At 52.5% G+C, this 26,382-nt stretch carries 25 protein-coding genes; 12 read left to right on the top strand and 13 right to left on the bottom strand.

Annotated elements, in window-relative coordinates; genetic code table 11:
* Positions 1–573: 573 nt before the first annotated feature.
* The 3 genes from arsS to POG22_RS06910 form a co-directional block, all read right to left on the bottom strand.
* Positions 574–1,620 carry an arsenosugar biosynthesis radical SAM (seleno)protein ArsS gene (arsS, locus tag POG22_RS06920; protein WP_498904390.1) on the bottom strand — a complete coding sequence of 349 codons (1,047 nt, stop codon included), beginning with the start codon at positions 1,618–1,620 and terminating at the stop codon, positions 574–576.
* A gap of 76 nt (positions 1,621–1,696) precedes the next feature.
* Positions 1,697–2,713: an adenosine deaminase gene (locus POG22_RS06915; protein WP_498904388.1), complete on the bottom strand. Its 1,017-nt coding sequence runs from the start codon at positions 2,711–2,713 to the stop codon at positions 1,697–1,699.
* A gap of 94 nt (positions 2,714–2,807) precedes the next feature.
* Entirely contained in the window at positions 2,808–3,989 is a 1,182-nt protein-coding gene (locus tag POG22_RS06910) for a DUF8838 domain-containing protein (RefSeq protein ID WP_498904391.1), read from the bottom strand.
* Between the two features lie 169 nt (positions 3,990–4,158).
* On the opposite strand from POG22_RS06910, the gene POG22_RS06905 reads away from it, so the two are divergent.
* Positions 4,159–4,614, top strand: a complete 456-nt coding sequence (locus POG22_RS06905) for an SRPBCC family protein (RefSeq protein ID WP_498904386.1) — start codon at positions 4,159–4,161, stop codon at positions 4,612–4,614.
* Positions 4,615–4,626: 12 nt separating this feature from the next.
* Positions 4,627–4,815: a CPXCG motif-containing cysteine-rich protein gene (locus POG22_RS06900; RefSeq protein ID WP_063719484.1), complete on the top strand. Its 189-nt coding sequence runs from the start codon at positions 4,627–4,629 to the stop codon at positions 4,813–4,815.
* Here POG22_RS06900 and POG22_RS06895 read toward each other — a convergent pair.
* Together POG22_RS06895 and rppA are read right to left on the bottom strand one after the other, a co-directional pair.
* Positions 4,812–7,970 carry an EAL domain-containing protein gene (locus POG22_RS06895; RefSeq protein WP_498904383.1) on the bottom strand — a complete coding sequence of 1,053 codons (3,159 nt, stop codon included), beginning with the start codon at positions 7,968–7,970 and terminating at the stop codon, positions 4,812–4,814. The two genes, POG22_RS06900 and POG22_RS06895, sit on opposite strands and share 4 nt — an antisense overlap.
* A 209-nt stretch (positions 7,971–8,179) precedes the next feature.
* A complete protein-coding gene (gene rppA / locus POG22_RS06890) occupies positions 8,180–8,872 on the bottom strand; it encodes a two-component system response regulator RppA (protein ID WP_017661698.1) in 693 nt (230 codons plus the stop codon).
* Positions 8,873–9,427: 555 nt separating this feature from the next.
* On the opposite strand from rppA, the gene POG22_RS06885 reads away from it, so the two are divergent.
* Positions 9,428–10,417 carry a methyltransferase domain-containing protein gene (locus POG22_RS06885; protein WP_074171032.1) on the top strand — a complete coding sequence of 330 codons (990 nt, stop codon included), beginning with the start codon at positions 9,428–9,430 and terminating at the stop codon, positions 10,415–10,417.
* 482 nt (positions 10,418–10,899) lie between these two features.
* Here the strand turns inward: POG22_RS06885 and POG22_RS06880 are convergent, their stop codons facing one another.
* Both POG22_RS06880 and POG22_RS06875 read right to left on the bottom strand, forming a co-directional pair.
* A complete protein-coding gene (locus tag POG22_RS06880) occupies positions 10,900–11,181 on the bottom strand; it encodes a TIGR02450 family Trp-rich protein (RefSeq protein ID WP_498904381.1) in 282 nt (93 codons plus the stop codon).
* A 3-nt stretch (positions 11,182–11,184) separates the two neighbouring features.
* Entirely contained in the window at positions 11,185–11,769 is a 585-nt protein-coding gene (locus tag POG22_RS06875; RefSeq protein ID WP_498904380.1) for a rhomboid family intramembrane serine protease, read from the bottom strand.
* A 148-nt stretch (positions 11,770–11,917) separates the two neighbouring features.
* On the opposite strand from POG22_RS06875, the gene POG22_RS06870 reads away from it, so the two are divergent.
* Positions 11,918–12,157, top strand: a complete 240-nt coding sequence (locus tag POG22_RS06870) for a NifU family protein (protein ID WP_498904378.1) — start codon at positions 11,918–11,920, stop codon at positions 12,155–12,157.
* Between the two features lie 159 nt (positions 12,158–12,316).
* Positions 12,317–14,557, top strand: a complete 2,241-nt coding sequence (locus tag POG22_RS06865) for a glycoside hydrolase family 57 protein (protein WP_498904376.1) — start codon at positions 12,317–12,319, stop codon at positions 14,555–14,557.
* A 69-nt stretch (positions 14,558–14,626) separates the two neighbouring features.
* Here POG22_RS06865 and POG22_RS06860 read toward each other — a convergent pair whose 3' ends face one another.
* Positions 14,627–15,001, bottom strand: a complete 375-nt coding sequence (locus POG22_RS06860; RefSeq protein WP_498904375.1) for a hypothetical protein — start codon at positions 14,999–15,001, stop codon at positions 14,627–14,629.
* 379 nt (positions 15,002–15,380) lie between these two features.
* Here POG22_RS06860 and POG22_RS06855 point away from each other — a divergent pair, with 379 nt between their 5' ends.
* Both POG22_RS06855 and POG22_RS06850 read left to right on the top strand, forming a co-directional pair.
* Positions 15,381–15,614: a hypothetical protein gene (locus POG22_RS06855; protein WP_498904373.1), complete on the top strand. Its 234-nt coding sequence runs from the start codon at positions 15,381–15,383 to the stop codon at positions 15,612–15,614.
* A gap of 748 nt (positions 15,615–16,362) precedes the next feature.
* A complete protein-coding gene (locus tag POG22_RS06850) occupies positions 16,363–16,968 on the top strand; it encodes a class I SAM-dependent methyltransferase (protein WP_498904371.1) in 606 nt (201 codons plus the stop codon).
* On the opposite strand, the gene nagA is transcribed toward POG22_RS06850, so the two are convergent.
* Positions 16,965–18,113, bottom strand: a complete 1,149-nt coding sequence (nagA, locus tag POG22_RS06845) for an N-acetylglucosamine-6-phosphate deacetylase (protein WP_498904369.1) — start codon at positions 18,111–18,113, stop codon at positions 16,965–16,967. The two genes, POG22_RS06850 and nagA, sit on opposite strands and share 4 nt — an antisense overlap.
* Positions 18,114–18,180: 67 nt before the next feature.
* Here nagA and purE point away from each other — a divergent pair, with 67 nt between their 5' ends.
* The gene (gene purE / locus POG22_RS06840; RefSeq protein ID WP_498904367.1) at positions 18,181–18,708 is read left to right on the top strand and encodes a 5-(carboxyamino)imidazole ribonucleotide mutase; all 528 of its coding nucleotides are present in this window, start codon (positions 18,181–18,183) and stop codon (positions 18,706–18,708) included.
* Positions 18,709–18,901: 193 nt separating this feature from the next.
* Here purE and POG22_RS06835 read toward each other — a convergent pair whose 3' ends face one another.
* A complete protein-coding gene (locus tag POG22_RS06835; protein ID WP_498904365.1) occupies positions 18,902–19,033 on the bottom strand; it encodes a hypothetical protein in 132 nt (43 codons plus the stop codon).
* 13 nt (positions 19,034–19,046) lie between these two features.
* Here POG22_RS06835 and POG22_RS06830 point away from each other — a divergent pair, with 13 nt between their 5' ends.
* The gene (locus POG22_RS06830) at positions 19,047–20,564 is read left to right on the top strand and encodes an ammonium transporter (RefSeq protein WP_498904363.1); all 1,518 of its coding nucleotides are present in this window, start codon (positions 19,047–19,049) and stop codon (positions 20,562–20,564) included.
* 236 nt (positions 20,565–20,800) lie between these two features.
* Here the strand turns inward: POG22_RS06830 and POG22_RS06825 are convergent, their stop codons facing one another.
* The 3 genes from POG22_RS06825 to POG22_RS06815 all read right to left on the bottom strand — a co-directional run bounded on the left by POG22_RS06825 (position 20,801) and on the right by POG22_RS06815 (position 21,809).
* Positions 20,801–21,313, bottom strand: a complete 513-nt coding sequence (locus tag POG22_RS06825; RefSeq protein WP_017661718.1) for a PAM68 family protein — start codon at positions 21,311–21,313, stop codon at positions 20,801–20,803.
* A gap of 17 nt (positions 21,314–21,330) precedes the next feature.
* A complete protein-coding gene (gene rpsO, locus POG22_RS06820; RefSeq protein ID WP_017661719.1) occupies positions 21,331–21,600 on the bottom strand; it encodes a 30S ribosomal protein S15 in 270 nt (89 codons plus the stop codon).
* A 68-nt stretch (positions 21,601–21,668) separates the two neighbouring features.
* Entirely contained in the window at positions 21,669–21,809 is a 141-nt protein-coding gene (locus POG22_RS06815) for a hypothetical protein (protein ID WP_192816692.1), read from the bottom strand.
* Positions 21,810–22,038: 229 nt separating this feature from the next.
* Here POG22_RS06815 and psb27 point away from each other — a divergent pair, with 229 nt between their 5' ends.
* The 3 genes from psb27 to pstA all read left to right on the top strand — a co-directional run bounded on the left by psb27 (position 22,039) and on the right by pstA (position 26,371).
* Positions 22,039–22,434 (top strand): photosystem II protein Psb27, encoded by a 396-nt coding sequence (gene psb27 / locus POG22_RS06810; protein ID WP_026097744.1) that lies wholly within the window; start codon positions 22,039–22,041, stop codon positions 22,432–22,434.
* A gap of 281 nt (positions 22,435–22,715) precedes the next feature.
* Positions 22,716–24,212, top strand: a complete 1,497-nt coding sequence (locus POG22_RS06805; RefSeq protein ID WP_498904359.1) for a family 10 glycosylhydrolase — start codon at positions 22,716–22,718, stop codon at positions 24,210–24,212.
* 224 nt (positions 24,213–24,436) lie between these two features.
* The gene (gene pstA, locus POG22_RS06800) at positions 24,437–26,371 is read left to right on the top strand and encodes a phosphate ABC transporter permease PstA (protein ID WP_063716771.1); all 1,935 of its coding nucleotides are present in this window, start codon (positions 24,437–24,439) and stop codon (positions 26,369–26,371) included.
* The last annotated feature ends 11 nt before the right edge of the window (positions 26,372–26,382 follow it).

The following is a 26,382-nucleotide window of genomic DNA, read 5'->3' as shown; positions in this document are numbered from 1 at the left end:
GCGACAACCCTTACTACCCATTGTTGCCAATAAGTACCAGAGGGGTTTATCTCCCCAGACGTTTTCCCCATTACAGAGGAGGTTTCGGTATGCCCTACCGTACCTGATAATCTACTGAAAAATTGACTTTCTGTACTTGAGGACAGGGGTGGCGAACCGAGTTCGCCAGCGTGAGATGTCCGTGTTGCTTAGAGCTTTTACCTGTTGGAGCTTTCCCGAACAGAACCCGCTAACTCTAGTTTTCAAGCTTCGGATGCCTCGATTAGAGGCTCGGTTTTTAGACTGGTTAAATACCGTTCCAGTTTTCTGACATCATAGCAAAGTCGCCCTGCAAGGGCGAGGCTTTAGACCCAAATTTTTGGTAATTGTGGAGAGGGGGAGAGGGGGAGACGGGGAGATGCAAAGTTAGTCCGACGTCACCCACATTTTCAGGCCGCGCCACACACCCTTGTATGTTGGCGGTTTACATTGGCGGTGCGCCTCTTTCAGGGAAGAGTTAAGAGTGTAGAGTGAAGAGTTAGAATTCCCACTCTACACTCTGCCCTCTGCACTCTACACTGATAAACACGCACCCTACCCCTGTTCCCTGTTCCCTGTTCCCTGTTCCCTGTTCACTGATAACGCGCCGCCGCAACTCGAACCACAGCCAGCGGTGCATCCGTAACAGTAGGATTCGGTTTGGACGGTTTCGATCGCATCGAGGCTTCCGCGATCGAGCAATTTGGCGATCGTTAGGGGTTCGCCGTTTCCGTCAACGGCGGAAACCTCTTCCATTTGGTTGAAGTCGCAGTCATAGAGGTTTCCGCGATAGTCTACTGAAAGCTGGTTGCGACACATCAACCCGTCTACGGTGTCGGGGTTGAAGTTCTCCTCGAGGAATCGGGTATAGGGGCGATCGAGGTTTTGACGCTGTAAAAACTGTTTGGTGCGTCCGATGGGAAGGTTGGTAATTGTCAGTAAGCGATCGAAGTCGATTCCGAAGTGCTGGCTGAGATGCTGTTTGTAAGCTTTTTCGAGTCCGGCTTGTGCGGGGGGAAGGGAAAATTTGTCTTCTGAGGTGGGAATCGGCGGGTTGTAGACTAAATCCAATTTCAACTCGGGATTTCGACCGTATCCCAGTTCGTTCAACTGTTGTAAGGCGCGAATCGAACTGTTGAAGACGCCGCTTCCGCGCATTTTATCGACGTTTTCGGCGAGGTAGCAGGGGAGGGAGGCGACGACGCGAACTCGGTGTTTGGTGAAGTATTCGGGTAAGTCTTCGTAGCCGGGAACGAAGAAAATGGTGAGGTTCGATCGCACGATAACTTCTTTTCCGGCATTTCTGGCGGCTTCGAGGAGGGGTTTGAATCCGAAGTTCGTTTCTGGCGCACCTCCGGTTAAATCGACGGTTTCGATTTGGGGAAAGCGACGAATGGCTTCGATTAACTGGTTGCAAACTTCTTTGGTGAGTTCTTCGGTTCGGTTAGGCCCCGCTTCGACGTGACAGTGGGTACAGGCGAGGTTGCACTTTTTCCCGAGGTTGATTTGCAATACGGTAATTTTCTGTTTGGTGAGGGGGCGATCGAGTTGGCGATCGAACGGGGTAATGGCAACGGTTTTAGATGTTGGCGTCTGTACCATAAAGCGATTTTTGACTGTGGTTTTCGGGTCGGGTAATTTTGTGCAATTCTGGCGAGAAGATTGGGTTACACCAGTGCTATGCGATTTCGGATACTGAAGCCACAAAAGCGTCGATTTCCTCGAGATAGGTTTGTTGGATCTCGCCGGATAAAAACGATGCTATAAAGGAGTTTTTGGCCAACCGAACGATATCCGCGCGGCTGAGGTTTAACCCGATTTGGACTGCCTCGAAGTTTTCAAGGACGTAACCGCCGAAATAGGCGGGATCGTCGGAGTTTACGGTGACGCACAAGCCGAGATCGAGCAGTTGTTTTAAGTTGTGCTGTTCGATAGATTCAAACACGCGTAATTTGATGTTGGAGAGGGGACAAACGGTTAGGGGTATTCGATCGCGACGCAGGCGATCGACCAATTTTTTATCTTCGAGACAGCGAACGCCGTGGTCGATTCGAGACACTTTTAGTAAATCCAAAGCCTGCCAAATATATTCCGGCGGACCTTCTTCTCCAGCGTGAGCGACGGTGAGGAAACCTTCACGACGAGCGCGATCGAATACGGTTTTAAACTTTTTGGGAGGATGTCCGAGTTCGGAGGAATCTAACCCGACTGCCACGATTTTATCACGATCGGAAATGGCTTGTTCGAGGGTCTCCATCGCCGCATCTGCGCTGAGATGGCGCAGAAAACAGAGAATTAAGTTCGACGAGATGCCAAATTCGGTTTTCGCGTCGGTTAAGGCGCGATCGATCCCGTTCAAAACCGTTTTAAATTCGATTCCGCGATCGGTGTGGGTTTGCGGGTCGAAAAAAATCTCGACGTGACGCAGGTTTTGACGAACTGCTTTTTCTAAATACGCCTTTGTCAACTCGTAAAAGTCGCGTTCGGTCTGTAAGGCGTTCGTACCCGCGTAGTAAATATCGAGAAACGACTGTAAGTCTGTAAATTGATAGGCGTTTTTCGCTGCTTCGATCGATGCAAAGGGTAGTGAAATTCCGTTTCGTTGGGCGATCGAAAACATTAATTCTGGTTCTAGGGTTCCTTCGAGATGAAGGTGCAGTTCGGCTTTAGGAATCTCGCGAAGAAAAGCGTTCATCGTGAATTCTGTGTGAGGAGGAATCGGTAAGAGACTGGTTGTTTATTATTGTATATAGATTTTTTAATCTTACCGATCGCCTACAGTTAGAGGCTTAACAACATCCTGCGCCGTCACCACAAACTGGCACGTCGTTGGTGTGGGTTTCTCGATAGTTTGCACCTTTGGTTTCTTGGGGACTGCGAACGCTCGATCGCTTGCAGTCGAATTTTTCCGCCTTGTCTAAGGGAATTTCTTGATAGGGTAAAATGGGAATCACATCGTTTCGATAAGGACTCTTGGAAGCGGTCAAAATTTGGAAGGTTTTATCACAAACCGCCATCCGCTGGCCGCGATGGTAAACGTGGCCGTCGTCGTCGAGGACTTGTTTCCAAGGTCCTTTGTACACTACTGCTCGATTGCGTTCCCAACACTCACCGTCTTTTCCTTTGTAGGCGCGAACGGTCATCGATCGAAACTCAATCCCATCGATAACTTGCCAAGGTTCTTCTTGACGAGACAAAATCTCGATACCGTAAAATCCCGCTTCTTCAAACATTTCTAAAAATCCATCTTCTCGGAAAGCTCCAGAAATGCAACCGCTCCAAAGTTCTGGGTTGCTGAGAATTTTCTCAGGGGGTGTTTCGTCGCAGACAATATCCGAAATTACGGCACGTCCGCCCCGTTTTAAAACACGGAAAATTTCTTGAAATAACTGCTGTTTGTCTTGGGGACGAACCAAGTTCAAGACGCAGTTCGAGACGACGACATCGACACTATTGTCGGGAATTACAGGATCTTCTCGTCGCAGGCGATCGCGCTCGGATTCTAAGACGGCTAAATCCTCGAGTGTTTTGACCGGATGCGCGTCGAGCCAAGTTTGAAGTTTGTCTAAATTTAAGGCTAAATCTTGAATTTTACCCTTGACAAAATCGACATTTTGATATCCAATTTTATTGGAAATTTCCGTTTGATATTTTCGAGCCAGCGCCAACATGGTGTCGTTGAAATCCACACCGATAACGCGACCTGTTGCGCCGACTTTTTGCGAGAGAACATAGCAAATTTTTCCCGCACCCGATCCCAAATCCACGACAGTTTCGCTCGGATTGACGTAACGAGAGGGATCGCCACATCCGTAATCTTTTTCGAGAATTTCTTCGGGCAAAATATCTAAATAGCGAGTGTCGTATTCCGTGGGACAACACAAACTCGCTTCAACCTGTTGCGCTCCAGCTTGGTAGCGATCGAGAACTGCCCGTTCGATATCGTAAGACGTGGGGGTGGTATCGGTCATCGAAACTATCCTTATATACGCAATTGGGTCTTTAATGTAGGGTAGCGGGATTTTGTAGCAGTACGATAGGACGAAGCGATCGGTTTTCACGCGATCGCCGGCCGACGGCTCGATCGCGCTACTGTAGTTCTCGAAGACGCGATCGCACTGATTCCCCACACACCCGTTTATGCTTCACTTTAGCTACAGCAGTCTCATCGATGCCCCCGTCGAAGTCATCTGGAACTTCCACGAACGTCAAGATGTCCTGCAACTCCTGACTCCTCCGTGGCAACCTGTAGAAGTCGTTCGCCGCGAAGGAGGACTCGAGATCGGGGCGATTAGCGAATTTAACATTTATCTGGGTCCGATTCCCGTGCGTTGGGTAGCCCGCCATACTGAATTCGATCGATATCGCCTGTTTACGGACGTACAAGCTGAAGGGCCGATGGAATCGTGGACGCACCGCCACCAATTCGCCGAGGAAGACGGCAAAACTCGGTTAACCGATGCGATCGCCTACCAAATGCCGGGATCTCCGATTTCTGAGACGCTGATGGGATGGTTCGTCGAAGACCGTTTGCGAGATATGTTTCGCTATCGCCACGAGGTCACGAAACGGGAATGTGAGAAGATGAGGGGATGAGGAGGGATAGCGTTGGATAGTTCGGCAGAGTACGTTTGTGCCTATTGCGGCGAAACGAATACTACGTTTGTGGATTGGAGTGCGGGAAACCAGCAGTCTTACGTCGAAGATTGTCAGATTTGCTGTCAACCGAATATTTTGTACGTGCGGTTCGACGAAGACACCTTAGAGGTTGAAATTGAGACCGAACCCGAATCCTAACGACGAAGCATCAGTTGCGTGGCTTCCTCGGCAGACATGGGATGACCGAAGAAATAGCCTTGCATTTGAGGACAGTTGAGATGGCGGAGGCGATCGCATTGAAGTTGGGTTTCGACCCCTTCGGCCACGATGCGGAGATCGAGTGCGTTTCCCAAGGCAACAATGGCAGCGATCGCCGCTTCGTTATAACTATCTTCGCCGAGGGTGCGAACGAAGTTTTGATGGATTTTCAGGGTTTGAATCGGGAAAATCGGTAGCGAACTCAACGACGCATACCCCGTTCCAAAATCGTCGAGTGCGATGGAAATCCCCATTTTCTGAAACTGCATGACCCTCTCGCGCACGCTTTTCGTATCCTGAAGGGCGACCGTTTCGGGAATTTCTAACTCTAGCTGACTCGGATCGATCCTCGTCTGTTGTAACAACTCCTCCAAGCAACGACTTAAGTTAGGATTTTGCAACTCGTAAGTCGAGAGGTTCGCCGATATCTTAACCGTTCCCAAATTTGCGGCGTTCCACCTCTGGATTTGACGACACACCCTTTCGAGAACCCATTCACCGATGGCAGCGATCGAGCCGTTTTCTTCTGCGATCGGTAAAAACTGCGACGGTAACAGCAATCCTTGCGTCGGATGTTGCCAGCGTACCAGAGCTTCCCAGGCGGCGATCGCTCCCTCAGCCGTCATCTGGGGTTGGTAGTACAACCGCAACTCCTTTTGTTCGAGGGCTTTTCGCAAACTTTCGATCGCCGAACGCCGTTTTGAAGCTTGAGCTTCCATCGAGGGAGTATAAAGCTGATAGTTGTTCCGTCCGGCATCTTTAGCTCGATACAGGGCAATATCAGCCTGTTTGACGAGCGTTTCGGCGTCCTCGTGGTCTGTCGGATATAAAGCAATACCGATGCTGGTACTCACGTAGAGCTGGTGTCCGTCGATCTCGAAGGGGTTTTCCAGAACTTTCAGCAATCGATGGGCGATTTTTTCGGCGTCTTGAATGTGGCGAATTTGCGGCAACAGTAAAATAAACTCGTCGCCTCCCCAACGAGCCACCACATCGAACTGACGTAAACAACTGCGAAGTCGTTGACTGGTTTGTTGTAACAGCTTGTCGCCGATCGCGTGTCCCAGCGTATCGTTAATAATTTTGAACTGATCGAGATCCAGAAAGCACACGGCCACTTTTTCGCCGTTGCGTTTGGCCCGGGCCAGAGCGGTGTGGAGGTGTTCGTCGAACAACAGGCGGTTGGGCAATCCCGTCAGCAGGTCGTGAAAGGCTCGGTACTGGACGATTTCGGCGGTGCGTTGGTGTTGGATGGTTCCCCCGAGACTGGCGGCGACCGCTTGGAGAATGGAAATTTCGCTGTCGGAGTCCAACAACTGGGAACGAACGCATTCCCAACTCAAATAACCCCAGTGTTCGTCTTCGATAACGATAGGTAAGAGGAGGAATACGGCGATGTTTTCAGCGGCTAAGCTCGATCGCACGGGTTCGGGGGTTTGGTTGAGAGTCCGATGGACGTGCTGTCCGCTGTCGAGAACTTGGTAGTACTCGGGTAACAGAGGAAAGTCGCCGTTGTCACCCCGTCCGTCTTGGGAAGACAGACGAGGGTGACGAGAGGTTAGGTTATCGTTGTGCCATTCGTAACGGAGGGTGACGGTTGGGGGAGTGAATTGAGTATCGGTGTATTCGTAAACGCTAATGCGATCGACGCCAGTGGTTTCGCCGATAATCGAGAGGGCTTCGGGAATAACGTTCGCGCGGTTTCCTCGAGCGATCAGGGTTTGCAGGGCGCGGGAGGTTCCCTGTAACAAAGCATCTCGCTGACGAAGTTTGAGTTCGGCTTGTTTGCGGACGGTGATGTCTTCAACGGTTCCTTCGATCGCGATCGGGCGTTTTTGGCAGTCCCCCACGGTGCGAGCCGTTTCGCGAATCCAGATCGTCGAACCATCGCGCCGGTAGATTTGAGTTTCAAGACTACTTCCTTCTAGGCGATCGCGAACTTGCTGTAAAAACGTCTCGAGATCGCTGTCGTTGACGTATAGTTTAAAGTCGGGTCGGTTGGCTGCCTCGACGAATTCATCGACGTCGCTATAGCCGAAAATACTGGCCAGCATGGGATTGGCCATGGTGTAGCGGCCGTCTAACGTTTTTTGGTAAATGCCCGAAACTGCGTTCTCGAAGATATTTCGGTATTTTTTGTGATGGAGGACGACGCTCAGTTGAACGGTAATCGCCGAGACGAGAGAAATTTTTTGGGGATCGGCTTGCTGGGATTGGCGGACGAAGAAGACGAACACGCCGAGAACTTCGCCTTTGACTAGAAGCGGCATGGCTAAACCGGCGGAAAACCCGTGGGCGATCGCACTGTCAACACGCAGCAGATCTAAAGCGGGATCGAGACTGGTCTCGGTACGACTGTCTGGATTGTTGACAGACCACACTTGCCCGTACCATAGCGCTTCGGAGGGGAATGTCAGTCCTTGTCCGAGTTGTCGAAAGTGCCAGTCTTGTTGGTAGTTGTCGCTGTTGGGGTTGGAGTTGCTATACCACGCCGAACGACCTTCGAGTCTCTGACCGTCGGGGGTAGGAAGCCAGACTTCACCGTAATCCCAGGTGGTGACTTGACAAATTTTCCGTAACGCGACGCCCAAGGCGGCGGCGAAATCCCGCGATTCCACCATCGCTAGGGTAATGGTTTGCAGCAGTCGCGCTTCTTGGAGAACCCGTCGCCGCTCGCTGGTATCGTGACACAAACCGACGATTTGTCCGACGCAACCGTGTCGGTCGAAAATGGGGGAGAGGGACACGAGGAGCGTGGTAGGTTGCCCGTACCGTTGCCACGTTACCTCGTAGGAAACAGTTTGTTGTTTGTCCCGACAGCGATCGCATCGTTCCTGCGTGACCGTCGCCACAGGTTCGGGGAAAAAAATATCGATCGAGCGATCGACGGCGTCTTCCTCGAGCAGCAACATTTGATTCAGGGCAGGATTCGCTTCGATGAGGACGTAATTCGTTCCCGCCACAGACTCTCGCACGTCTAGGACAAAAATACCGTCGAAGGTGCGATCGAGTATAGCTTTTAGCCAGGTTTCAGTCGAAGCCAGGGGGTCGGCCGTTTTGGGACTAGCTTCGCGTGGCTCGGCGTGTCTGGGCATGAGCGGTCTGGGTTGCGAGGTGTTCTCTCCTCAATTGTCGGCCAAGTTTCGCAATTTCGCTTCCGGGTATCCCACGGAGTCCTTGTCAGGAAAATTGCGGTTACAGATCTCGGCCGTCGCGGTAGTGCCTCGTATTTGCCCGCAATTAAGTCGGTGGCCAAAAGGCTTCCAAAGTAACGATGCCAGAATTATCGACTCTCAACTGTCAACTACTCTGGCGCGTTGCCAAAGCGATAGCCTTTTCCGTACACGGTATGCACGAGGGGAGCCTCTCCCGAGACAGACACCTTTCGACGTAACAGACGAATCGAGGCTGCTAATACGTTACTGCTCGGTCGAGCGTCCGTTCCCCACAAATGCTGTTGAATTTGTTGGTGGGTGAGCAGTTGTCCGAGGTGTTGCATGAAATAAGCTAACAGGCGCGTTTCTTTTTCTGAGAGTTCGATGGTGCGCCCGTTACGATACGCCAGTTGGTTGTCGCAGTCGAGTTCGAGATCTTCTGCGCGCAATCGTCCAGACTGCGGTTCGGGGGTCTCGAAACGGGACGAACGCCGCAATAAGGCTCGCACTCGGGCTAGGAGTTCTCGCAACTCGAAGGGTTTGACGAGATAGTCGTCAGCACCCGCATCGAGACCCAACACGCGATCGTCGAGAGTATCCTTGGCGGTGAGGAATAACACGGGAGTCGTATCTCCACGCTCCCGACACCGCTGGCACAAGTCTAAACCACTGAGTTTCGGTAACATCCAGTCGAGAACCAACAAGTCGTAGGACTGGCTTTGCACGAGTTTGAAACCTCCCTCGCCGTCATACGCTACATCGACGGTATACCCTTCTCGTTTGAGGGCTCGCGCTAGGGGAACAGTCAGCTCGACTTCGTCATCTACAAGGAGAATTTGCATCTCGCGTTCGTCGGGATGGGTAGAAAGGGTCTATCCTCATCCTATCGTTAATTCGGATGCGGTCAGTTTCGCTCGACGTTAGACCCTCGTTCGGTTGCTACGGTTTCTCTGATTTGTTGCTGAAGGTTGGCTGAAATTCTCCGGATGTCTCCCGCCTCGTTATGTAATTGGGAATGGTAGATGCACCCTGACGATCGCCCCTAGCTCCTCGTGGGCTAGGGGTTTTTTCTTGGCGTCAAGACGCGATCGAGACCTTAAAAAAGTCGATCGGAAGCTCGTTTTATGCGATCGATGCTTTTTTAATTTCTTAAAAAAACTAAAATGACAAAAATTAAAATTATTAAAATTGCAATTTTTAAATAAAATTAAAAATTTGTAAATGCGAACAGCAAAAAATTTTATTTTTAAATCTAAAAGTAAACAAAACATTCGAGATCGAACATCATTCGATTCAGAACTAGATTTTTTTAACACGATACAATAATATACAATTTAGAAAAAGAAGTGCTTTCGTGCGACCTTCTCAATTATCGATATTGTCAGGATAGAATCACCATGCAGTTTGTTTGGCTTGTTTTAGGAATTTTGCTAGGAATTCTAGCGATCGCTCTAATTCTCTATCTTACCACTGCTCGCCGCTACCAATCCTCAGACTCTGTTGCCAATTCCTATGACGAATGGACAGAAGATGGAATTTTAGAATTTTACTGGGGCGAACACATTCACCTCGGTCATTACGGTTCGCCACCGCACCGAAAAGATTTTCTAGAGGCTAAAGCAGATTTCGTTCGGGAAATGGTGCGTTGGGGCGGTTTAGAAAACTTACCCCAAGGAACGACCGTGTTAGATGTCGGATGCGGAATTGGGGGAAGCAGTCGTATTCTAGCCCGCGAGTACGGTTTTTCAGTGACTGGAGTGACTATCAGTCCCCAACAGGTCAAACGCGCCCAAGAATTAACGCCAGAAGATGTCGATGCGACGTTTCAGGTAGACGACGCCATGTCCTTGTCGTTTCCCGATGCGAGTTTTGATGTGGTATGGTCGATCGAAGCGGGGCCTCATATGCCCGACAAAGCTACTTTTGCTAAAGAATTAATTCGGGTACTGAAACCTGGTGGAATTTTAGTCGTAGCGGATTGGAACCAACGGGACGATCGCCAACAACCGCTTAACGTTTGGGAGCGAATTGTCATGCGACAACTGCTCGATCAGTGGTCTCATCCCGAGTTTTCCAGTATTGAAGGGTTTTCCGAACTGTTAGAAGAAACTGGATTGGTAGACGGCAAGGTTACAACAGACGATTGGACGCAAGAAACGCTTCCGTCTTGGCTCGATTCGATCTGGCAAGGTATCGAGCGGCCGCAAGGATGGCTCAAATTTGGTATGGCAGGTTTTATTAAATCTGTACGTGAAGTTCCGACGCTTCTGTTGATGCGTTTTGCCTTTGGTGTGGGACTTTGTCGCTTTGGAATGTTCCGTGCCGTTCGCGGTAATTCTTCCGAAGAACTGGCTGAAACGGTTGCCAGTCAAACTACAGAAAACTAACTTAGAGTGACGGATTTCACGTGGGGGAAGCGATCGCAAAACCGATCGCTCCTCTCTCAAATTCACATAAAAAAATGTTCGATCGCACGACTGCTATTTAAACGTTGCAAGTTTTTCAGGTAGAGGGCGTTCGCTATTATTCCTAACGGGAACATCTCACTTTTGTAAAAATATGAGTCTGAGGTAAGTTGGGTCTCCTGAGATTACGGTGTAATTTGTTATGAATAATACGAAATTGAACCGGGGCGCATCCCCCCCTTAGCCCCCCGCTGCGTTGGGGGGGGGTGAGGGGATGGTTTTGACCGGGCATAAAATCCGCTTATCACCTCAAACTCCGAAGACCCGGTAAGTTGGCTCGAGCGAAGTCGAAATCCAACAGCAGCTAAATCGAGGACTCAAGTTTGCCTCCGATCGATTTACATTTTTGAGATACACCCGATCGAACCGAGAAAAAGGACGAGTCGAACGACATTTCGATCGCCCTACCGCCATTCCTCTAAAACCTCTACATCGAGCGGAATTTCCAGTTCTTCCTGTTCTTGCAGCGATTTCCAGCCAGGACGCCATTGGCTGGAATTTTTGAGGGTTTTCGCGTTCACCCAAAATCGTACCTGTGCGTCGCAGGAGGCCATCAGTTCTGCAAAGACAAAATCGCCTTCGTTTTTACAACTGACGACTTGAAAATGCCGCCAGCCCCAGGTTTCCCGAACGGCTGTCCATTTCGACCCCAACAAATGGGGAAATTTCTGTTTTTTCTTGCCCATACTTTATTCTCGATACGGCTTGCGAGAGACGTACTTTGCCGCCAAAATTCCCCCGAGGAAACCGAAAAGATGGCCTTCCCAGGAAATCCCCGGTTGACCTGGAAAAATTCCCCCGACTAAACCGCCGTAGAAAAATCCCACGAGCAGCGAAAGGGCGATCGCCTGAAAACTGCGCTCGAACAAGCCGCGCAACAGTAAAAAGCCCAAATAACCAAATACTACACCGCTAGCGCCGATGTGGAGTCCCGGTGCGCCGAACAACCACACCCCCAAGCCTCCGAGTAACATGGCGGCGGCGGTGACGAGGAAAAAATCGCGAATTCCCCGAACCATCACCAACCATCCCAATATGAGAAAAGGAACCGTATTCGATAGCAGGTGGGCGAAATTTCCGTGAAGAAAGGGCATGAACAAAATTCCCCGCAAGGTTTCCGGTTCGCGGGGGTAAATGCCGAGGGTGTTGAGCTGGCCGCCAAAGAGAAACTGGTCGAGGAGTTCTTCGATCCACATCACGGCGACGAACCCGCCGAGAATGACAGCGTGGAGTTTCAGCTCTCGGGCGATCGCCTGGGTATCTTCTTGACTCATCGATCTGGACAGGGTGGTTTTCTCTCTTCAGCGTAGCAGGTTTGCTCGAGGGCGATCGTGCCGCAGGCGATCGACGAAAACGGTACAATCGAGAAAAATGCGAACGGTTCTCGATCGAGCCGACTGACACACCTATTGAGGCATCGCTATGGAGACGCTAGTACTCACCAAAGACAACGTGGAAAAAGTATTAGACGAACTGCGCCCCTATCTGATGGCTGACGGCGGTAACGTCGAGCTGATGGATATCGACGGCCCGATCGTCAAACTACGCCTGCAAGGGGCTTGCGGGTCTTGTCCGAGTTCGGCGATGACGCTGAAAATGGGCATCGAACGCCGCCTTCGGGAATACATCCCCGAAATTGCCGAAGTCGAACAAGTGATGTAATTCGTTGCGTCAACGGCGTTCGTCTCGAAACGCGATCGCCCCCCATGCATTGAGTCAAACACGAGCGAAGTCGAGGGTCTGACCCTCGGCTTTGTTCTCTCTATCCCCTCGACGTACTATAAATTTGGGTTCCATCCTTCGCAGCAACTCATCGGGATTATGTCACATCCGCTCTACGTCGCGTTTATCTGGCACCAGCACCAACCTCTCTACAAAAGTCGAGCCGCCAGTTCCGCAGATTCGGAACAGTATCGCCTTCCTTGGGTTCGCCTTCACGGAACGAAAGACTACCTCGACCTCGTCCTGATTCTCGAACAGTTTCCCGAACTGCACCAGACGGTGAACTTGGTTCCGTCGCTGATTTTGCAACTGGAGGATTACGCTGAGGGAAAAGCCCTCGATCCCTATCTCAAACTGCTGTTGACGCCGACCGACCAGCTCGATGTTAAAGGAAAACAGTTTATTCTCGAGCGGTTTTTCGATGCGAACCACCACACGCTCATCGACCCTCATCCTCGATATCGAGAACTGTTCGGACAGCGTCACGAGAAAGGGATTACCTGGTGTTTGGAACACTGGCAAAATCGGGATTATGCTGACTTGCTGGCGTGGCACAATCTCGCTTGGATCGATCCGCTGTTTTGGGACGACCCGGATATTGCGGGGTGGTTGAAAAAAGGACGAGATTTCACCCTCGGCGATCGCCAGCGCATCTTGTCCAAGCAAAAAGAGATTATCTCGCGCATCGTCCCGCAACACCGGAAGATGCAGGATGCGGGACAGCTCGAAATTACCACTACGCCCTACACGCACCCGATTTTACCGCTACTGGCCGATACGAATTCCGGTCGGGTCGCCGTTCCCGAGATGGAACTTCCCAAAAACCGCTTTTTGTGGAAAGAAGATATTCCGCGACATTTACATAAAGCCTGGAAACTGTACTGCGATCGCTTCGGACGGGAACCTCGCGGCTTGTGGCCGTCCGAACAATCGGTGAGTCCCGAGATTTTGTCCGACGTGGCCAAGCAAGGGTTTAACTGGCTGTGTTCGGACGAAGCCGTTCTCGGGTGGACGAAAAAACACTTCTTCCACCGCGACAGTACGGGGAACGTGTTCGAGCCAGAGTTGTTGTACCGTCCCTATCGCCTGAAAACCGATGCGGGAGATTTGGCGATCGTGTTCCGCGATCACCGGTTGTCGGATCTGATCGGGTTTACTTACGGTTCGATGGCTCCGAAGGAAGCGGCCGCCGATTTAGTCGGACACCTCGAGGCGATCGCGCGATCGCTCAAACACAAACAAGACGGTGACGCTTTAGAACGTCCCTGGCTCGTGACGATCGCCCTCGACGGCGAAAATTGCTGGGAGTTTTACAAGCAGGACGGGAAACCCTTCCTCGAGTCTCTCTACCACATCCTCAGCCACCATCACGGGATTCAACTGGTGACGGTATCAGAATTTATCGATCGCTTCCCCCCGACGGAAATGCTTCCGAGCGATCGCCTGCACAGCGGCTCTTGGGTAGATGGAAGCTTTACCACTTGGATCGGCGATCCCGTGAAGAACAAAGCCTGGGATATGTTGACGCGAGCGCGTCAGACCCTAGCGAACCATCCCGAAGCCACCGAGGAAAACAATCCGGAAGCTTGGGAAGCCCTCTACGCCGCCGAAGGGTCTGACTGGTTCTGGTGGTTTGGCGAAGGTCATTCCTCCGAGCAAGACGCGATTTTCGATCGCCTGTTCCGCGAACACCTCAGCGCCCTCTATCACGCCCTCAACGAACCGATCCCTGAAGAGGTGCGCTATCCCCTCGAAGCCCACGAGAAAAAAGGCGATATGCGCCCGCAAAGTTTCATCCATCCCGTCATCGATGGCGTGGGAGACGAGCAGGATTGGGATCGCGCCGGACGGATCGACGTGGGGGGATCTCGAGGAACCATGCACCGCAGCAGCCCCGTACAGCGGTTGTGGTACGGTTTAGACCACTTGAACTTCTATATGCGCCTGGACTTCAAAACGGGAATCGAACCGGGGAAAGATTGTCCTTCTGAGCTACATCTGCTGTGGTACTATCCCCAGCGCCCCATGTATACGAGTCCCGCGCCATTGCAAGAGTTACCGGACGCTCCACCGCTGAACTATCGCTTCGCCACCCATTTGGAAGTCAATTTAATCAGTCAGTCCTACCAAATGAATCAGGCGATCGAACGCGATCGCTGGCGCACGAGCAAAAGCCGCGTCAAAGTGGCGATGGACAAATGTTTGGAAATCGCCGTTCCTTGGGTGGACTTACCCACCGAACCGGATTGGAACCTTCACCTGGTAGCGGTTCTCGCTGAAGACGAGCAGTATCGAGACTATATTCCTGAAAACGGCTTGATTCCGATGGTGATGCCTTAGATACGGAAGAAACGACACCGCGCTCGTGACGACGCATCCGGTCTGTGGCGTTGATGGGAGACCGAAGCTCTACAAAATCGGATGTAGCGTTTCCGGCGCGTCGTCGTCTACTGATGCGACCTCTGCCAACTCCTCTGTCCGTCCTGACATCAACACCGCTGCTTCGTCTTCGATGGCGGATTCTAGCGCCACGCTGTCCTCGGCGTCAGAAGACTGTTTCAGGGCGCTGGGAAGATGTTCTCCTTCACCGTCGAGAACCTCGTCTAACGGTTGTCCGTCTTCGAGGCGGGGAAACACGGGTTCGTCGTCGTTCTCCGTTGTGTTTCCCGTCAAGGTCGGTCGGTATAGATAAGGGGGTTCTTCGGGGCGATCGGTGTCTGTGGGATCGAGCAACACCGGATCGTCTTCGATCGCAGGGGGAAGGGTTTCTTTTGGGTTGTTCATCGACGTCGAGCCTGCCAAGATAAACGGACAACAGAGTTCAGATCGATCTCGAACGTTTTCGAGATCCACTTTAGAGGCGTCGAATTCTCGATCGCTCGTCAGTTTACAAAAGTTCAAAAAATAGCGCGATCGGGACTCTATTTTAACAATTTAGATAAGATCTATACTAAATTCGAGATCGGCTGATGGGCATTCCAATAAACTTGTCTTTAGAGTATCTCGTTTTCATTAATTTTACATAGCTCTTAAACAAACTGTAACGAAGGGTCTATCGACAGATTGGGCGATCCCCGCAATCGTGTAAACTTTTTTTTGATTTGGTTGACAAAAATAGAGAGTAGCGCCAGCTTAAAAGAGGTGAAACTTACTAGGTTTTCCTATGGAAATTTATAGCAGTCGCCAACAGAATCTTTCTCCTCAAGAAGAACGCGACCTTTCCGCACTTGCCGAACAAGCCAAACGTGTTCTTGAGGACGGTGTCGTCTCGCGAGAAGAACGAGATGCACTCATTGCGGCAATTTATGCCGATGGCAAAGTGTCGGTAGAGGAATGTGCCATTTTTCGCGAAATTCAAGAGAAAATTTGGGATGGAGAAATTTTAATTGCAGATTGAGTTTTGGGTAAGGTGAAAATCGCCAAAATTCCCAGAGCAATCTCTATTAAAATTGTATTGGATCGATGAGACGATCGCTCGCAAAACTCGAGCCGATCTCGTTCGGTTAAAGGTTGTCTAGGGTTGAGGGCGATCGTACGAAGATATATTGAAAGTGCGATCGATCCTTCGGGTATAATAGCGACTTGGAAAAATCAGTTTCCAATGTAAGTCTTGTCTACCGCATGAGTTGCTATCTGGCACGAACTTCCAGATATTTCTCTAGTCTGGACAAATTCCAAGGGTGCATCTCAAAAATGTAAATCTATACGAGAGAATAAGGATTTCAGCCTCCAATTTTCATGTTTTTGCAAAACTGAGATGCACCCAATTCCAATTCCTTATATCACCATTTACCGAAATGGAATTTTGACGCAAATCATTTAGGACTGCTATAGTTTTACTATTGATTTCTATTTCACCTTGACTACTATAATTTTGGGTGCATCTCAAAAATGTAAATTTATCAGATCGGAGTCTCTGCACTGAATTGAGCTGTCGTTGGGTTTCGCTATCGCTCCAACCAACCTACCTCAAACTCATATTTTTGCAAAAGTTGAGATACACCCTTGATATCAAGTTCCAAAAATTAAATATTGTTATCTAAGTTCGTATAAAGCGAAATTGCAAGCCTGATGAAAATATAATAAGTTTAAGGTTTCGCGAACACGATCGCACGACCTATCAAGCCTAAAAAAGATCGATTCCTATGAGTCTAAAACTACATATTGGAGGAAAAGAAGTCCGTGAAGGATGGAAAATCCTCGATATCGAAGATCGCCCTGAAGTTGATATTTTGGCAGATGCTGCCAATTTAAGTCAATTTGAGAGTAACTCAGTTGATGCCATCTATGCCAGTCACGTTCTCGAACACTTTCACCATAGCTTAAACAACGAACTCATTTGTACCTTAGATGAGTGGCATCGCGTTTTAAAAGTTGGTGGAAAACTGTTTATCAGCGTTCCCGATTTACATACGTTATGTTGGCTGTATCTTAATCCCAATCTTATACCTATCGAACGATTGCAGCTCATGAGAATCATGTTCGGCGGTCAAACCAATGAATTCGACGTGCATAAGGTCGGCTTTGATTTTGAACTTTTGGGAATGTATCTCGAAGAAGTTGGATTTGAAGAATACGAACAGGTGATGGAATTTAACCTGTTTAAAGATTGCAGTAGCTTGCGACTTCTCGACACTTTAATTAGTTTAAATGTTATCGCAACAAAAACTACCGCAACCGAGACAGAACCTGAAGAAATTGATGAATCGGACGGTGACGACGAAGTAGAAACCGAATCAGACGAGGACTAAAAACATTGGACGAGCCGCTGCCACGTCCAGCGTCCGTTTCGGAACTGCCAACGCAGTAACTGCTGTACGGAACGACCGACGAGACTGACGGGAAGACCGATCGCCTGTCGCGGCGATGTCGTGGCTAGGGCGATCGCCTGTTGGATGTCGCAAATGCCCCAATCGAGTAAATTTTGCGCCCCGTCGAGGAGCGATCGCGTCGTTCCCGCCAGCGTTCCGTTCGGAAGTCGAGCCGTCCCGTCCCTCACCTCAATTTCCCGCGTATCCCACGGATATCTGCCGTCGGGCAACCCTAACGGTGCCAGGGCATCGCTGACGAGAAACGTCCCGCGATCGTACTGGGCGGCGTTCGACAACACCCGCAACATCGTCGGGCAAACGTGCTGCCCGTCAGCAATGAAGCCACAACGCACCCCAGAACGCACGATCGCCGCCCCCAGTAACCCCGGTTCCCGGTGATGCAACCCCGGCATCGCATTAAACGCGTGCGTCACCATCGTTGCCCCAGCATCGAAAGCTCGGTTCGCTTGGGCTGCCGTCGCGAGAGAATGTCCGAGACTGACGACAATGCCGCGATCGCGCAAGAAGGCGATCGCTTTGCCACTGTCGTCGAGTTCCGGGGCAAGAGTGACGATTCTCACGATCTCGTCAAAATCCCCTAACACCCGCTCGACGTTCTCCACGGTCAGCGGTTGCAAAAACGCCTCTGGATGCGCCCCTCGTTTTTCTCGGTTGAGAAACGGCCCTTCCAAATGAACTCCCAGGATGCGGGCAGTTCGAGCGTTCGACGACAGAGACGCCATGACCTCCGACAAAACCGAGAGCGATCGCGCGATGTTCTCGAGGGAGGTCGTCACCAACGTCGGCAAATATCCATCGATCCCCGCCTGCCACAAAAACCGTCCGATTTTGTCCAAAACTGCCGCGCGATCGGGTCGCACTTCTGGAAACGCCAGCCCTAACGCTCCGTTGATTTGGAGGTCTACACCGCCGAGGGAAATCCAATCTCCACCGAGATCGATCGCCTCGGGAGAGGTTTCGGATGGCGTTTGGGAACGAACCGCCGTTACGACGTCGTTTTCGAGCGAGATCGACTGTAAACCGTCGTATCCGACAATTCGGGCGTGGGTCAAGGAGGAAACCATAGCGTTGGCGTTTGTTCGAGAACGCCTTAAGATTTGACTGGCAAATTTACCGACGATTCAACCACAAATGACGAGCGACAAACAAGCCCGCATCGGCATCATCATGGGCAGCGATTCCGACTTACCGACGATGAAAGCGGCCATCGACATTTGCCAACAGTTCGACGTCGCCTGCGAAGTGGCGATCGTCTCGGCTCACCGCACCCCCGAACGCATGGTGAACTATGCCCAAACCGCCCACAAACGGGGTCTCAAAGTCTTGATTGCTGGCGCGGGAGGAGCGGCACACTTACCGGGGATGGTGGCGTCTCTGACTCCGTTACCCGTCGTCGGGGTTCCCGTCGCGACGCGACATCTGGGGGGGTTAGATTCCCTGTATTCGATCGTGCAGATGCCCCGAGGCATTCCCGTCGCGACTGTGGCGATCGGCAACGCCCAAAATGCCGGACTGTTAGCCGTGCAAATTCTCGCAACGCACGATCCCGGCCTGCTCGACCGGGTGCAAGCCTATCGCACCCACCTCGGCGACACCGTTCTCGACAAACAAGCGCGACTCGACGACCTAGGGTATAAAGAGTACTTGAAAAAAATGTAGCGATGAATAGAATTGAAAAAACTCACCCTCAGAGAGTGAAATCTTTCGATATTTAGGGATATTCGCAGGTGTTCGGGAGCAAATTGTAATTTACTATACAGAACAAACCCAATGAGAATTGGTGGAATCAATGTGACTCGTTGGCATACACCTCAAGGGTAGTTCCTCTGGGAGCGTCGCGGCTATAGCAGTGTTAGACAGACTGGGATTTCGCGCCCGCGTTCCCCGAGGTGTTGTTATCTCGAGCCGAGCCGTTTGCAACGGTTTGACCCGAGCGAACCGTTCGGTCTTCGATCGGCAAACGCCGATCGCCCGCATACCACATTCACAGTCTAACAATGACCTCTGAGCTTACGCTAAGAAAACGCAATCGAGCTAAATCTCGATCGAGTCGCGGACTCAAGCGCAACTCCCTGTTTAGCAAATTACTCACGCCTTTCAAGCGAATTCCCATTTACTGGCTCGCTTGTATTCCCCTGGTGGCTCTCATCGTCGCTGTATCGGATTTGGCAGCAACGGCCGCCGATCCCCAAGCGATCGAAATACCGGAAACGCTAGATGCAGATTACGTACAAGGGGTTTTAAACACCGTCTGGATTCTCGTCGCGTCCGTCCTCGTCATATTCATGAACGCCGGGTTCGGAATGCTCGAGAGTGGACTCTGTCGTCAGAAAAACGCCGTTAACATTCTGTCTAAAAACCTCATCGTCTTCGCCTTGGCAACAGTCGCGTACTGGGCGTTCGGTTTTTCCTTTATGTACGGTTCCGGCGGCGGTCCTTTCATCGGATTGGGCGGTTTCTTTCTCAGCAGCGGCGATCCGGCAACGTACGGACTCGATCCTTTCCCGGCAGGATTGCCGATTTCCGTCTCCTTCCTGTTCCAAGTGGCGTTTGCGGCTACCGCCGCCACCATCGTTTCTGGAGCAGTTGCCGAACGAATTAAATACGATGCGTTCTTGATCTTCAGCCTCCTGTTGACGGGGATTTCTTATCCGATTTCCGGCCACTGGGTTTGGGGAGGTGGAATGCTGTCGTCCTTCGGGCCAGATGGGGCTTGGTCTTTTGCTGACTTCGCCGGTTCGACGGTGGTTCACTCCGTCGGCGGTTGGGCGGCTCTCGTCGGGGCTGCTATTCTCGGTCCCCGTCTGGGCAAATACGAAGACGGACAACCTCGTGCGATGCCCGGTCACAACCTGAGTTTGGCGACTCTTGGATGCTTGATCCTGTGGATCGGCTGGTTTGGATTCAACCCCGGTTCCGAACTCGCCGCGACGACGAACATCGCGTACATTGCGGTGACCACCAACTTGGCCGCCGCAGCCGGTGGCGTGACGGGAACGTTAACCTCTTGGATTAAAGACGGTAAACCCGACTTGACGATGACCATCAACGGCATTCTGGCAGGTCTGGTGGCGATTACCGCAGGCTGTAACGATATGCCCTACTGGGGGGCGGCGTTGACGGGTGCGATCGCCGGTATTCTCGTCGTTTTCTCTGTTTCCTTCTTCGATAGCGTCGTGAAAATCGACGATCCGGTCGGTGCGATTTCCGTTCACCTGGTTAACGGAGCCTGGGGAACCCTCGCTGTCGGTATCTTCGGCACGGGCAACATTATCGCCCAAGCGATCGGTATCCTCACCATCGGTGGATTTACGGTGTTAGTGAGCTTCATCTTCTGGTACGCCATTTCGGCCGTCGTCGGTGGAATTCGCGTCGGAGAAGAGGAAGAATTCAACGGTCTCGATATCGGCGAACACGGGATGGAAGCTTATAGCGGATTCCTCAAAGAAACCTCGAGTAGCGGTATTACCAGTTCGATGCCGCCGGGAATGTCGAGCGATCGCGGTGCGATGTAATTCTTCATGCGACGCGCTTTTAACTTCCTTTCGCTGAAATCAAATCCCTGAAATCAGATTTTCGAGAGACGTGCCAAGCGCGTCTCTTTTTTGATGGAGGGGATCGGGCGAAACAGGCTGCATTTGAAACGACAAGCCCCCGAAATCTCAGAGATTCCAGGGGTTTTGAAAAGATGGAGGCGATCGCCGAATCCGAAAACTCCGATCGGGTCGCGTGAGGTTTCGAGACCGCTCCTTTAATTTTTCGATCTGGCCGAACGCCACGCCTCGCGAAGCCGTCTGAAGTTGGTTTGAAACTCTTGGATGCCCAGCTTCGTCCCTTCGTCGTCTTCGTCCCAAGAGGCGGAGAGAACGCCGTAACTCACGCCGAGAACGCCCAAGCCGAAACAGCCCATACTCACCAGCAACACCGCGACGTTGGGCAGTGGAAACCACTCGCGAGAGACAACGAAGTAACTCCCCACCAAACTGAACACGCCCAAAAGCGTCGGCGTGCCACTGAACAATCCGACCCGAGCGAGCATTCGCCGTCCGACCGCATCGGGAATTCCCGCCTGCTTTGCAGACGATCGCACGTCAGCCTGAGAAGAGGTTGGAGCCGAAGACTCAGATGGCGATCGCGCGGGATCGGACTTAGCGGGTCGCGGGGACGACTCGCGTTCGGATTTGGACGAGGCTTTTTTGGCTTTCGCTTTTCGCTTTTTTCCCGGCTCGAAGGGGAGGCGATTGCGTTGGGGGTCGGAAGCCATAAATTTTAAGGGGGGGATTAACCGCGAATGCCGAGACGGCCGATCAAGTTGCGATAGTGTTGTTCGTCTTTTTTGCGAATGTATCCGAGCAGGCTTTTTCGCTGCCCGATCATTTTCATCAGACCTCTTTGAGACGAGTAATCTTTTTTGTTGCTGCGTAGGTGTTGGCTCAGACGGTTGATGCGTTCCGTCAACATGGCCACTTGCACTTCTGCCGATCCGGTATCGGTTTCGTGCTGTTGATAGTTCGCCAAGATCTCTTGTTTGTGTTCTTGGGTGAGGGACATAATCGGCTTATCGACTGTAACTATTGCAAATGCCCATCATATCATAAAACGACAGTCTCTCGAAATCTCTAGCGTTGTTCGCGTTTTTCCCGTTCTTGACGCCGTCGATCGCGCCATTCGGCAAAGGTTAAATAGCCGATACCGCCGGTAACGGCGACTAACAAGGCAACGGCAGTGACGGACAGTACGCTAAAAACAGTCTCTTGCATCGTTTTTCTAGAACGGTTTCTCGTTGAAATTCCCAGACGGACGGGGCGATCGGCCACTCGATCTCGACGGGATACGAACTGGATCTTCAAAACCATACTATGCCGGAAGTCGCTTTCGATCGACCGGTGGAACGAGAAACGCTTGGCGTTCGGGCAGGGATCGCGATTTTCCTTTTCAGGGTAGGATCGACATACTTTCCCATCTGTGTCGTTATTTCTACAAAACTTTATGAATCGATTGTTATCGCGTCTGTTCGCTCTCTTGCTCGTTGTAGTCGTCGGGTTGGTGGGATGTTCTCCCGGTGCGAACCTTTCGGGAAACTATAGCGAGGATACCCTGGCGCTCGTCAACAGCCTGAGAACTGCTATCGAGCTGCCCGAAGGAACGCCTGAAAAAATGGAAGCGCAAGCAGAAGCCCGTCAAAATATCGACGATTTCTTCTCTCTCTATCGCCGAGATCCCTCGGTTTCGAGTTTACCCTCGTTTACAACCATGCGAACGGCGCTCGACGCCCTGGCCGGACATTACCGATCTTACGGAAACCGTCCGCTGTCGTCCAAACTCAAACAACGGTTAGAACAAGAATTTCGTCAAGTCGAAGCGGCTCTCAAACGGGGAGCTTAGCCACAAATTTCTAAGGCGATCGCGTCTCCGAATGCTAGTGGAAAACCCCCTTTTCACCGCTGGCCTCCCTATAGGAAAGCCACGCGATCGCGCCACTATAGCAGTTTATCTTTACAACACGCCGGGCGCTCGAGACGCGATCGCCCGGCGCAATCTGTCTCGAGCTGCTTGAGGTGAAAACAGGCTATAACGGAACTAGACAGGTGTGGGATGCGGATTCGCGCGGCGATCGCTGGAAATAGAAGAAGTATTTGTCGTCTCGCTGGGTTATGTCGTCTCAGATGTTTTCGCTGCTCGCTACCGTTACCGATCTCGGACGCCGCTTGTCTCAAAGCCTCGTCGCGACGCTCGCCACCACGTCGATCGCGAGCAGTTCCCCCGCTCTCGCCCAGGCCGATCCCGCGCAACCCTGCCGCTTGCCCCCTCAAGCTGTCGTCGAAAAGGAAACGCTCCGTCAAGCTGCCCTCAACGGCGACGCCGACGCTCGAGCGCGATATCAAATCCTCGTAGCGCGACACCGCAGCGCTCTACAACAGTGTCGCCAACAGTTCTGGCCGCAACGACAAGCCCTGTGGCTGCGACTGTACCCCTGCGACGCCGAAGCAGGACAGTTAGAAGAGGTGTTCGATCGCATCGTCAATCGCGGCTATAACGAGGTATACATCGAGGTTTTCTACGACGGCCAAGTGCTACTTCCGACCGACGACAACCCCACCCCCTGGCAGTCGGTGATGCGATCGTCGGAGTTCGAGAACGTAGATTTACTGGCCGAGGCCATCGCTAAAGGACGAGAACGGGGACTCAAAGTCTACGCGTGGCTGTTTACCATGAATTTCGGCTACGCTTACGGACAGTTGAGCGATCGCACCGATGCCCTAGCCCGAAACGGCGATAACGTCACCACCCTCAACCACCGACGGGCCGACGACTCCAACAACAACAGCTTGCTGCACAGCTACGCCTCGCAAGCCTTTATCGACCCCTACAGCCCACAAGCGCGACGGGATTACCAATGGTTGGTTTACTCGGTCTTGCAGCGCCAGCCAGACGGCGTTCTGTTCGATTACGTGCGCTATCCTCGCTTGCCCGGTTCGGAATCGGTAGCGACGAAAGTTCGGGATTTGTGGATTTACGGCGAAGCCTCGCGATCGGCACTCATGCAACGGGCGCTCAACGACAAAGCTCGGGTACTCCTCGAACGCTATCTCGATCGCGGCTACGTTACGGACGACGACCTGGCTGCGGCGAACGCTCGCTTTCCCAACGAAGGCGAACCCCGCTGGCAAGAAGTGCGATCGCAACGCGGCTCGGTGCAAACGCGCCTGTGGCATCTCAGCGTCGCTCACGCCGTCCAGGGCATCCTCGATTTCCTCGATCTGGCGGTCGAACCCGTCCGCACTCAAAGCTTACCGGCCGGAGCGGTCTTTTTCCCCGATGGCAACCGACCCGTCGGAGAAGGGTTCGACTCTCGCCTGCAACCGTGGGATCGCTTTCCCAGCTCGATGGAATGGCATCCCATGCTCTACGGCGTTTGCGGCGACGCCAGTTGTATTGTCGAACAGTTACAGCGCGTCGAGGCGTTCGCCTCTGAAGACACGACCGTCGTTCCGGCGTTGGCGGGAGTTTGGGGGGAACCGATGCAGAACCGTCCCTCGTTAGAAGCGCAAATGTACGCGATCCGACAAGCGATGCCCGAGATCGACGCCATCAGTCATTTTGCTTATTCCTGGCAGTTTCCAGAGTCCGACCGACAGCGGAAATTTTGCGAACGCGATTAAAGTTTGTTTGAAGACTGTGCGATCGCGACAGGCTCTTAAGCAGAGCTTAACGTCAGGCGCAGTTTTTTTTGGGATCGTAGAAAAAGCTGGATAACTCTACCGCCTTCGGTAACGGGCGTTTTCTGCCACACCGAACGAGTCTGTCCGAGCGAGTCGATCGCGTGGGTCGATTTGAGTTGCCTTCGATGTTGCCCGCCCCGTTCGAGGGCGATCCCTCTATAGTAATGAACTGGCCGATCTCGCCCCCGGACGAACCGTCCGATCGCTTTGAAACGCAAACGTTAACAGTCGCCGTTTGGAGAGAACGGTTTTGGCAAACGCTGCTCGCACTGGCGGCGATCGTTCCCGTCGGCATTCTGGTGGCGACCGTGGCGATCTTTATCCGCGAATCGGTGTTGTTTTTTCAAGAGGTGTCTCTGTGGAACTTCTTGACCGATACCCAGTGGACGCCGCAATTTGCCAGTCGTAAATTTGGCATTGTCGTCATTGCCAGCGGAACGTTCCTCGTGACGGCGATCGCCATGACCGTCGCCGTTCCCGTGGGGCTTCTCGCGGCCGTCTACCTCAGCGAATACGCACCGTCGTCGGTGCGCCAGATCGTCAAACCCACCCTCGAAAGTCTCGCGGCCGTTCCCACGATCGTTTACGGCTATGTTGCCCTGTTTTTTCTCACGCCGACGCTCCATCGCTGGATCGATGACTTGAGCGGGTTTAACGCCCTCAGTGCGGGGATCGCGACGGGGATTCTCATCGTTCCGACGATTTCCTCGATGAGCGAAGAGGCCATCCGCAGCGTTCCCGCTCCCCTGCGAGAAGGCGGTTATGCGCTGGGGTTGACGAAGTGGGAAACCGCGCGAAAAATCGTGCTTCCGGTCGCCTTTCCCGGTATCGTCGCTGCGCTGACTCTGGCGGCGTCTCGAGCCTTTAGCGAAACGACTATCGCGGCGATCGCCGCCGGACAAGTCCCCAAACTCACCTTAAACCCGTTGGTTCCCATCGAAACGATGACGGCCTACGTGCTACAGGTCAGCCTCGGGGACGTTCCCACGCAGTCGCTGCTGTTTCACGCGATTTTTACGGTCGGGCTAGTCCTGTTTTTGGTCACGCTGTCGATGAACGCCTTGGGGCAGTGGCTCGTGAGTGACTACGGGCGGAAAATGGCAGGATGGGAAATTCCCACCGCCGACGCTCGCATCGTGGGAACGGAGGCGGCGAAGGCGTTCGAGTCCGGGGAAAGACGCAGGCTGACGGGGAACTCCTCGAGAACCCTCGAAAGTCGGGATGCGGCAGGGTTTCAGATCGCGTTCGGTCGTCGCAGTCTTGCCGATCGCGGGTTGGCGGGGTTGGGATGTCTGGCCTCGCTACTCGGATTCGTCGTGTTCGGACTGTTGGCCGTGCGACTGCGGACGGGACTGTCTCGTCTGGATTGGGCGTTTTTGACGAGTTTTCCCTCGCGCAATGCGGAGAGTTCGGGAATTTACGCGGCGTTGGCAGGGACGCTGTGGTTGATGGTTCTCACGGCTGCCTTGGCGTTTCCCATTGGAGTGGGGGCGGCGATTTATTTGGAGGAGTATTTGCCGCGAAATGCGTTCAGTCGCGCGTTGGAAACGGTGCTGGCGAATTTGGCCGCCGTACCGTCGATTTTATACGGGTTGTTGGGGTTGGCGCTGTTCGCTCGATCTTGGCAAGCGGTGACGGGAGGGCGCAGTTTGATTTCGGCGGCGTTGGTGTTGGCGGTTATCGTGTTACCGTTGCTGGCCATCGCGACGCGCACGGCACTGCGATCGGTGCCGAAACCCCAACGTCAAGCGGCGTTTGCGGTGGGCATGACTCGCTGGCAAGCCCTGCGTTACGTGGTGCTTCCGGCGGCGTTTCCGGGGATTTTAACGGGGATTTTACTGTCGCTGTCGCGGGCGATCGGGGAAACGGTTCCGTTAATCGCGATCGGGGCGGTGGCGTACGTGTCCTTTGTTCCAGGATGGTCTTGGGAGGGATTGCAGGGGAGTTTTACGACGCTGACGACTCAGATTTTTTATTGGCTGTCGCGGCCGCAGGCGGATTTTCAGGAGGTGGCGGCGGCTGCGATTTTGGTGTTGGGGGGCATGGTTTTAACGGTCAATGCGATCGCCTCGCTGTTGCGGGAACGCTCGCGAAGTTAGAAAAAAGGATA

Origin of the sequence: Geitlerinema sp. CS-897 (genome assembly GCF_028368005.1) — a bacterium.
GTDB lineage: Bacteria > Cyanobacteriota > Cyanobacteriia > Cyanobacteriales > Geitlerinemataceae > Baaleninema > Baaleninema simplex.
The sequence above is the reverse complement of the archived record's forward strand: the minus strand, read 5'-3'. Positions and strand labels throughout refer to the sequence as shown.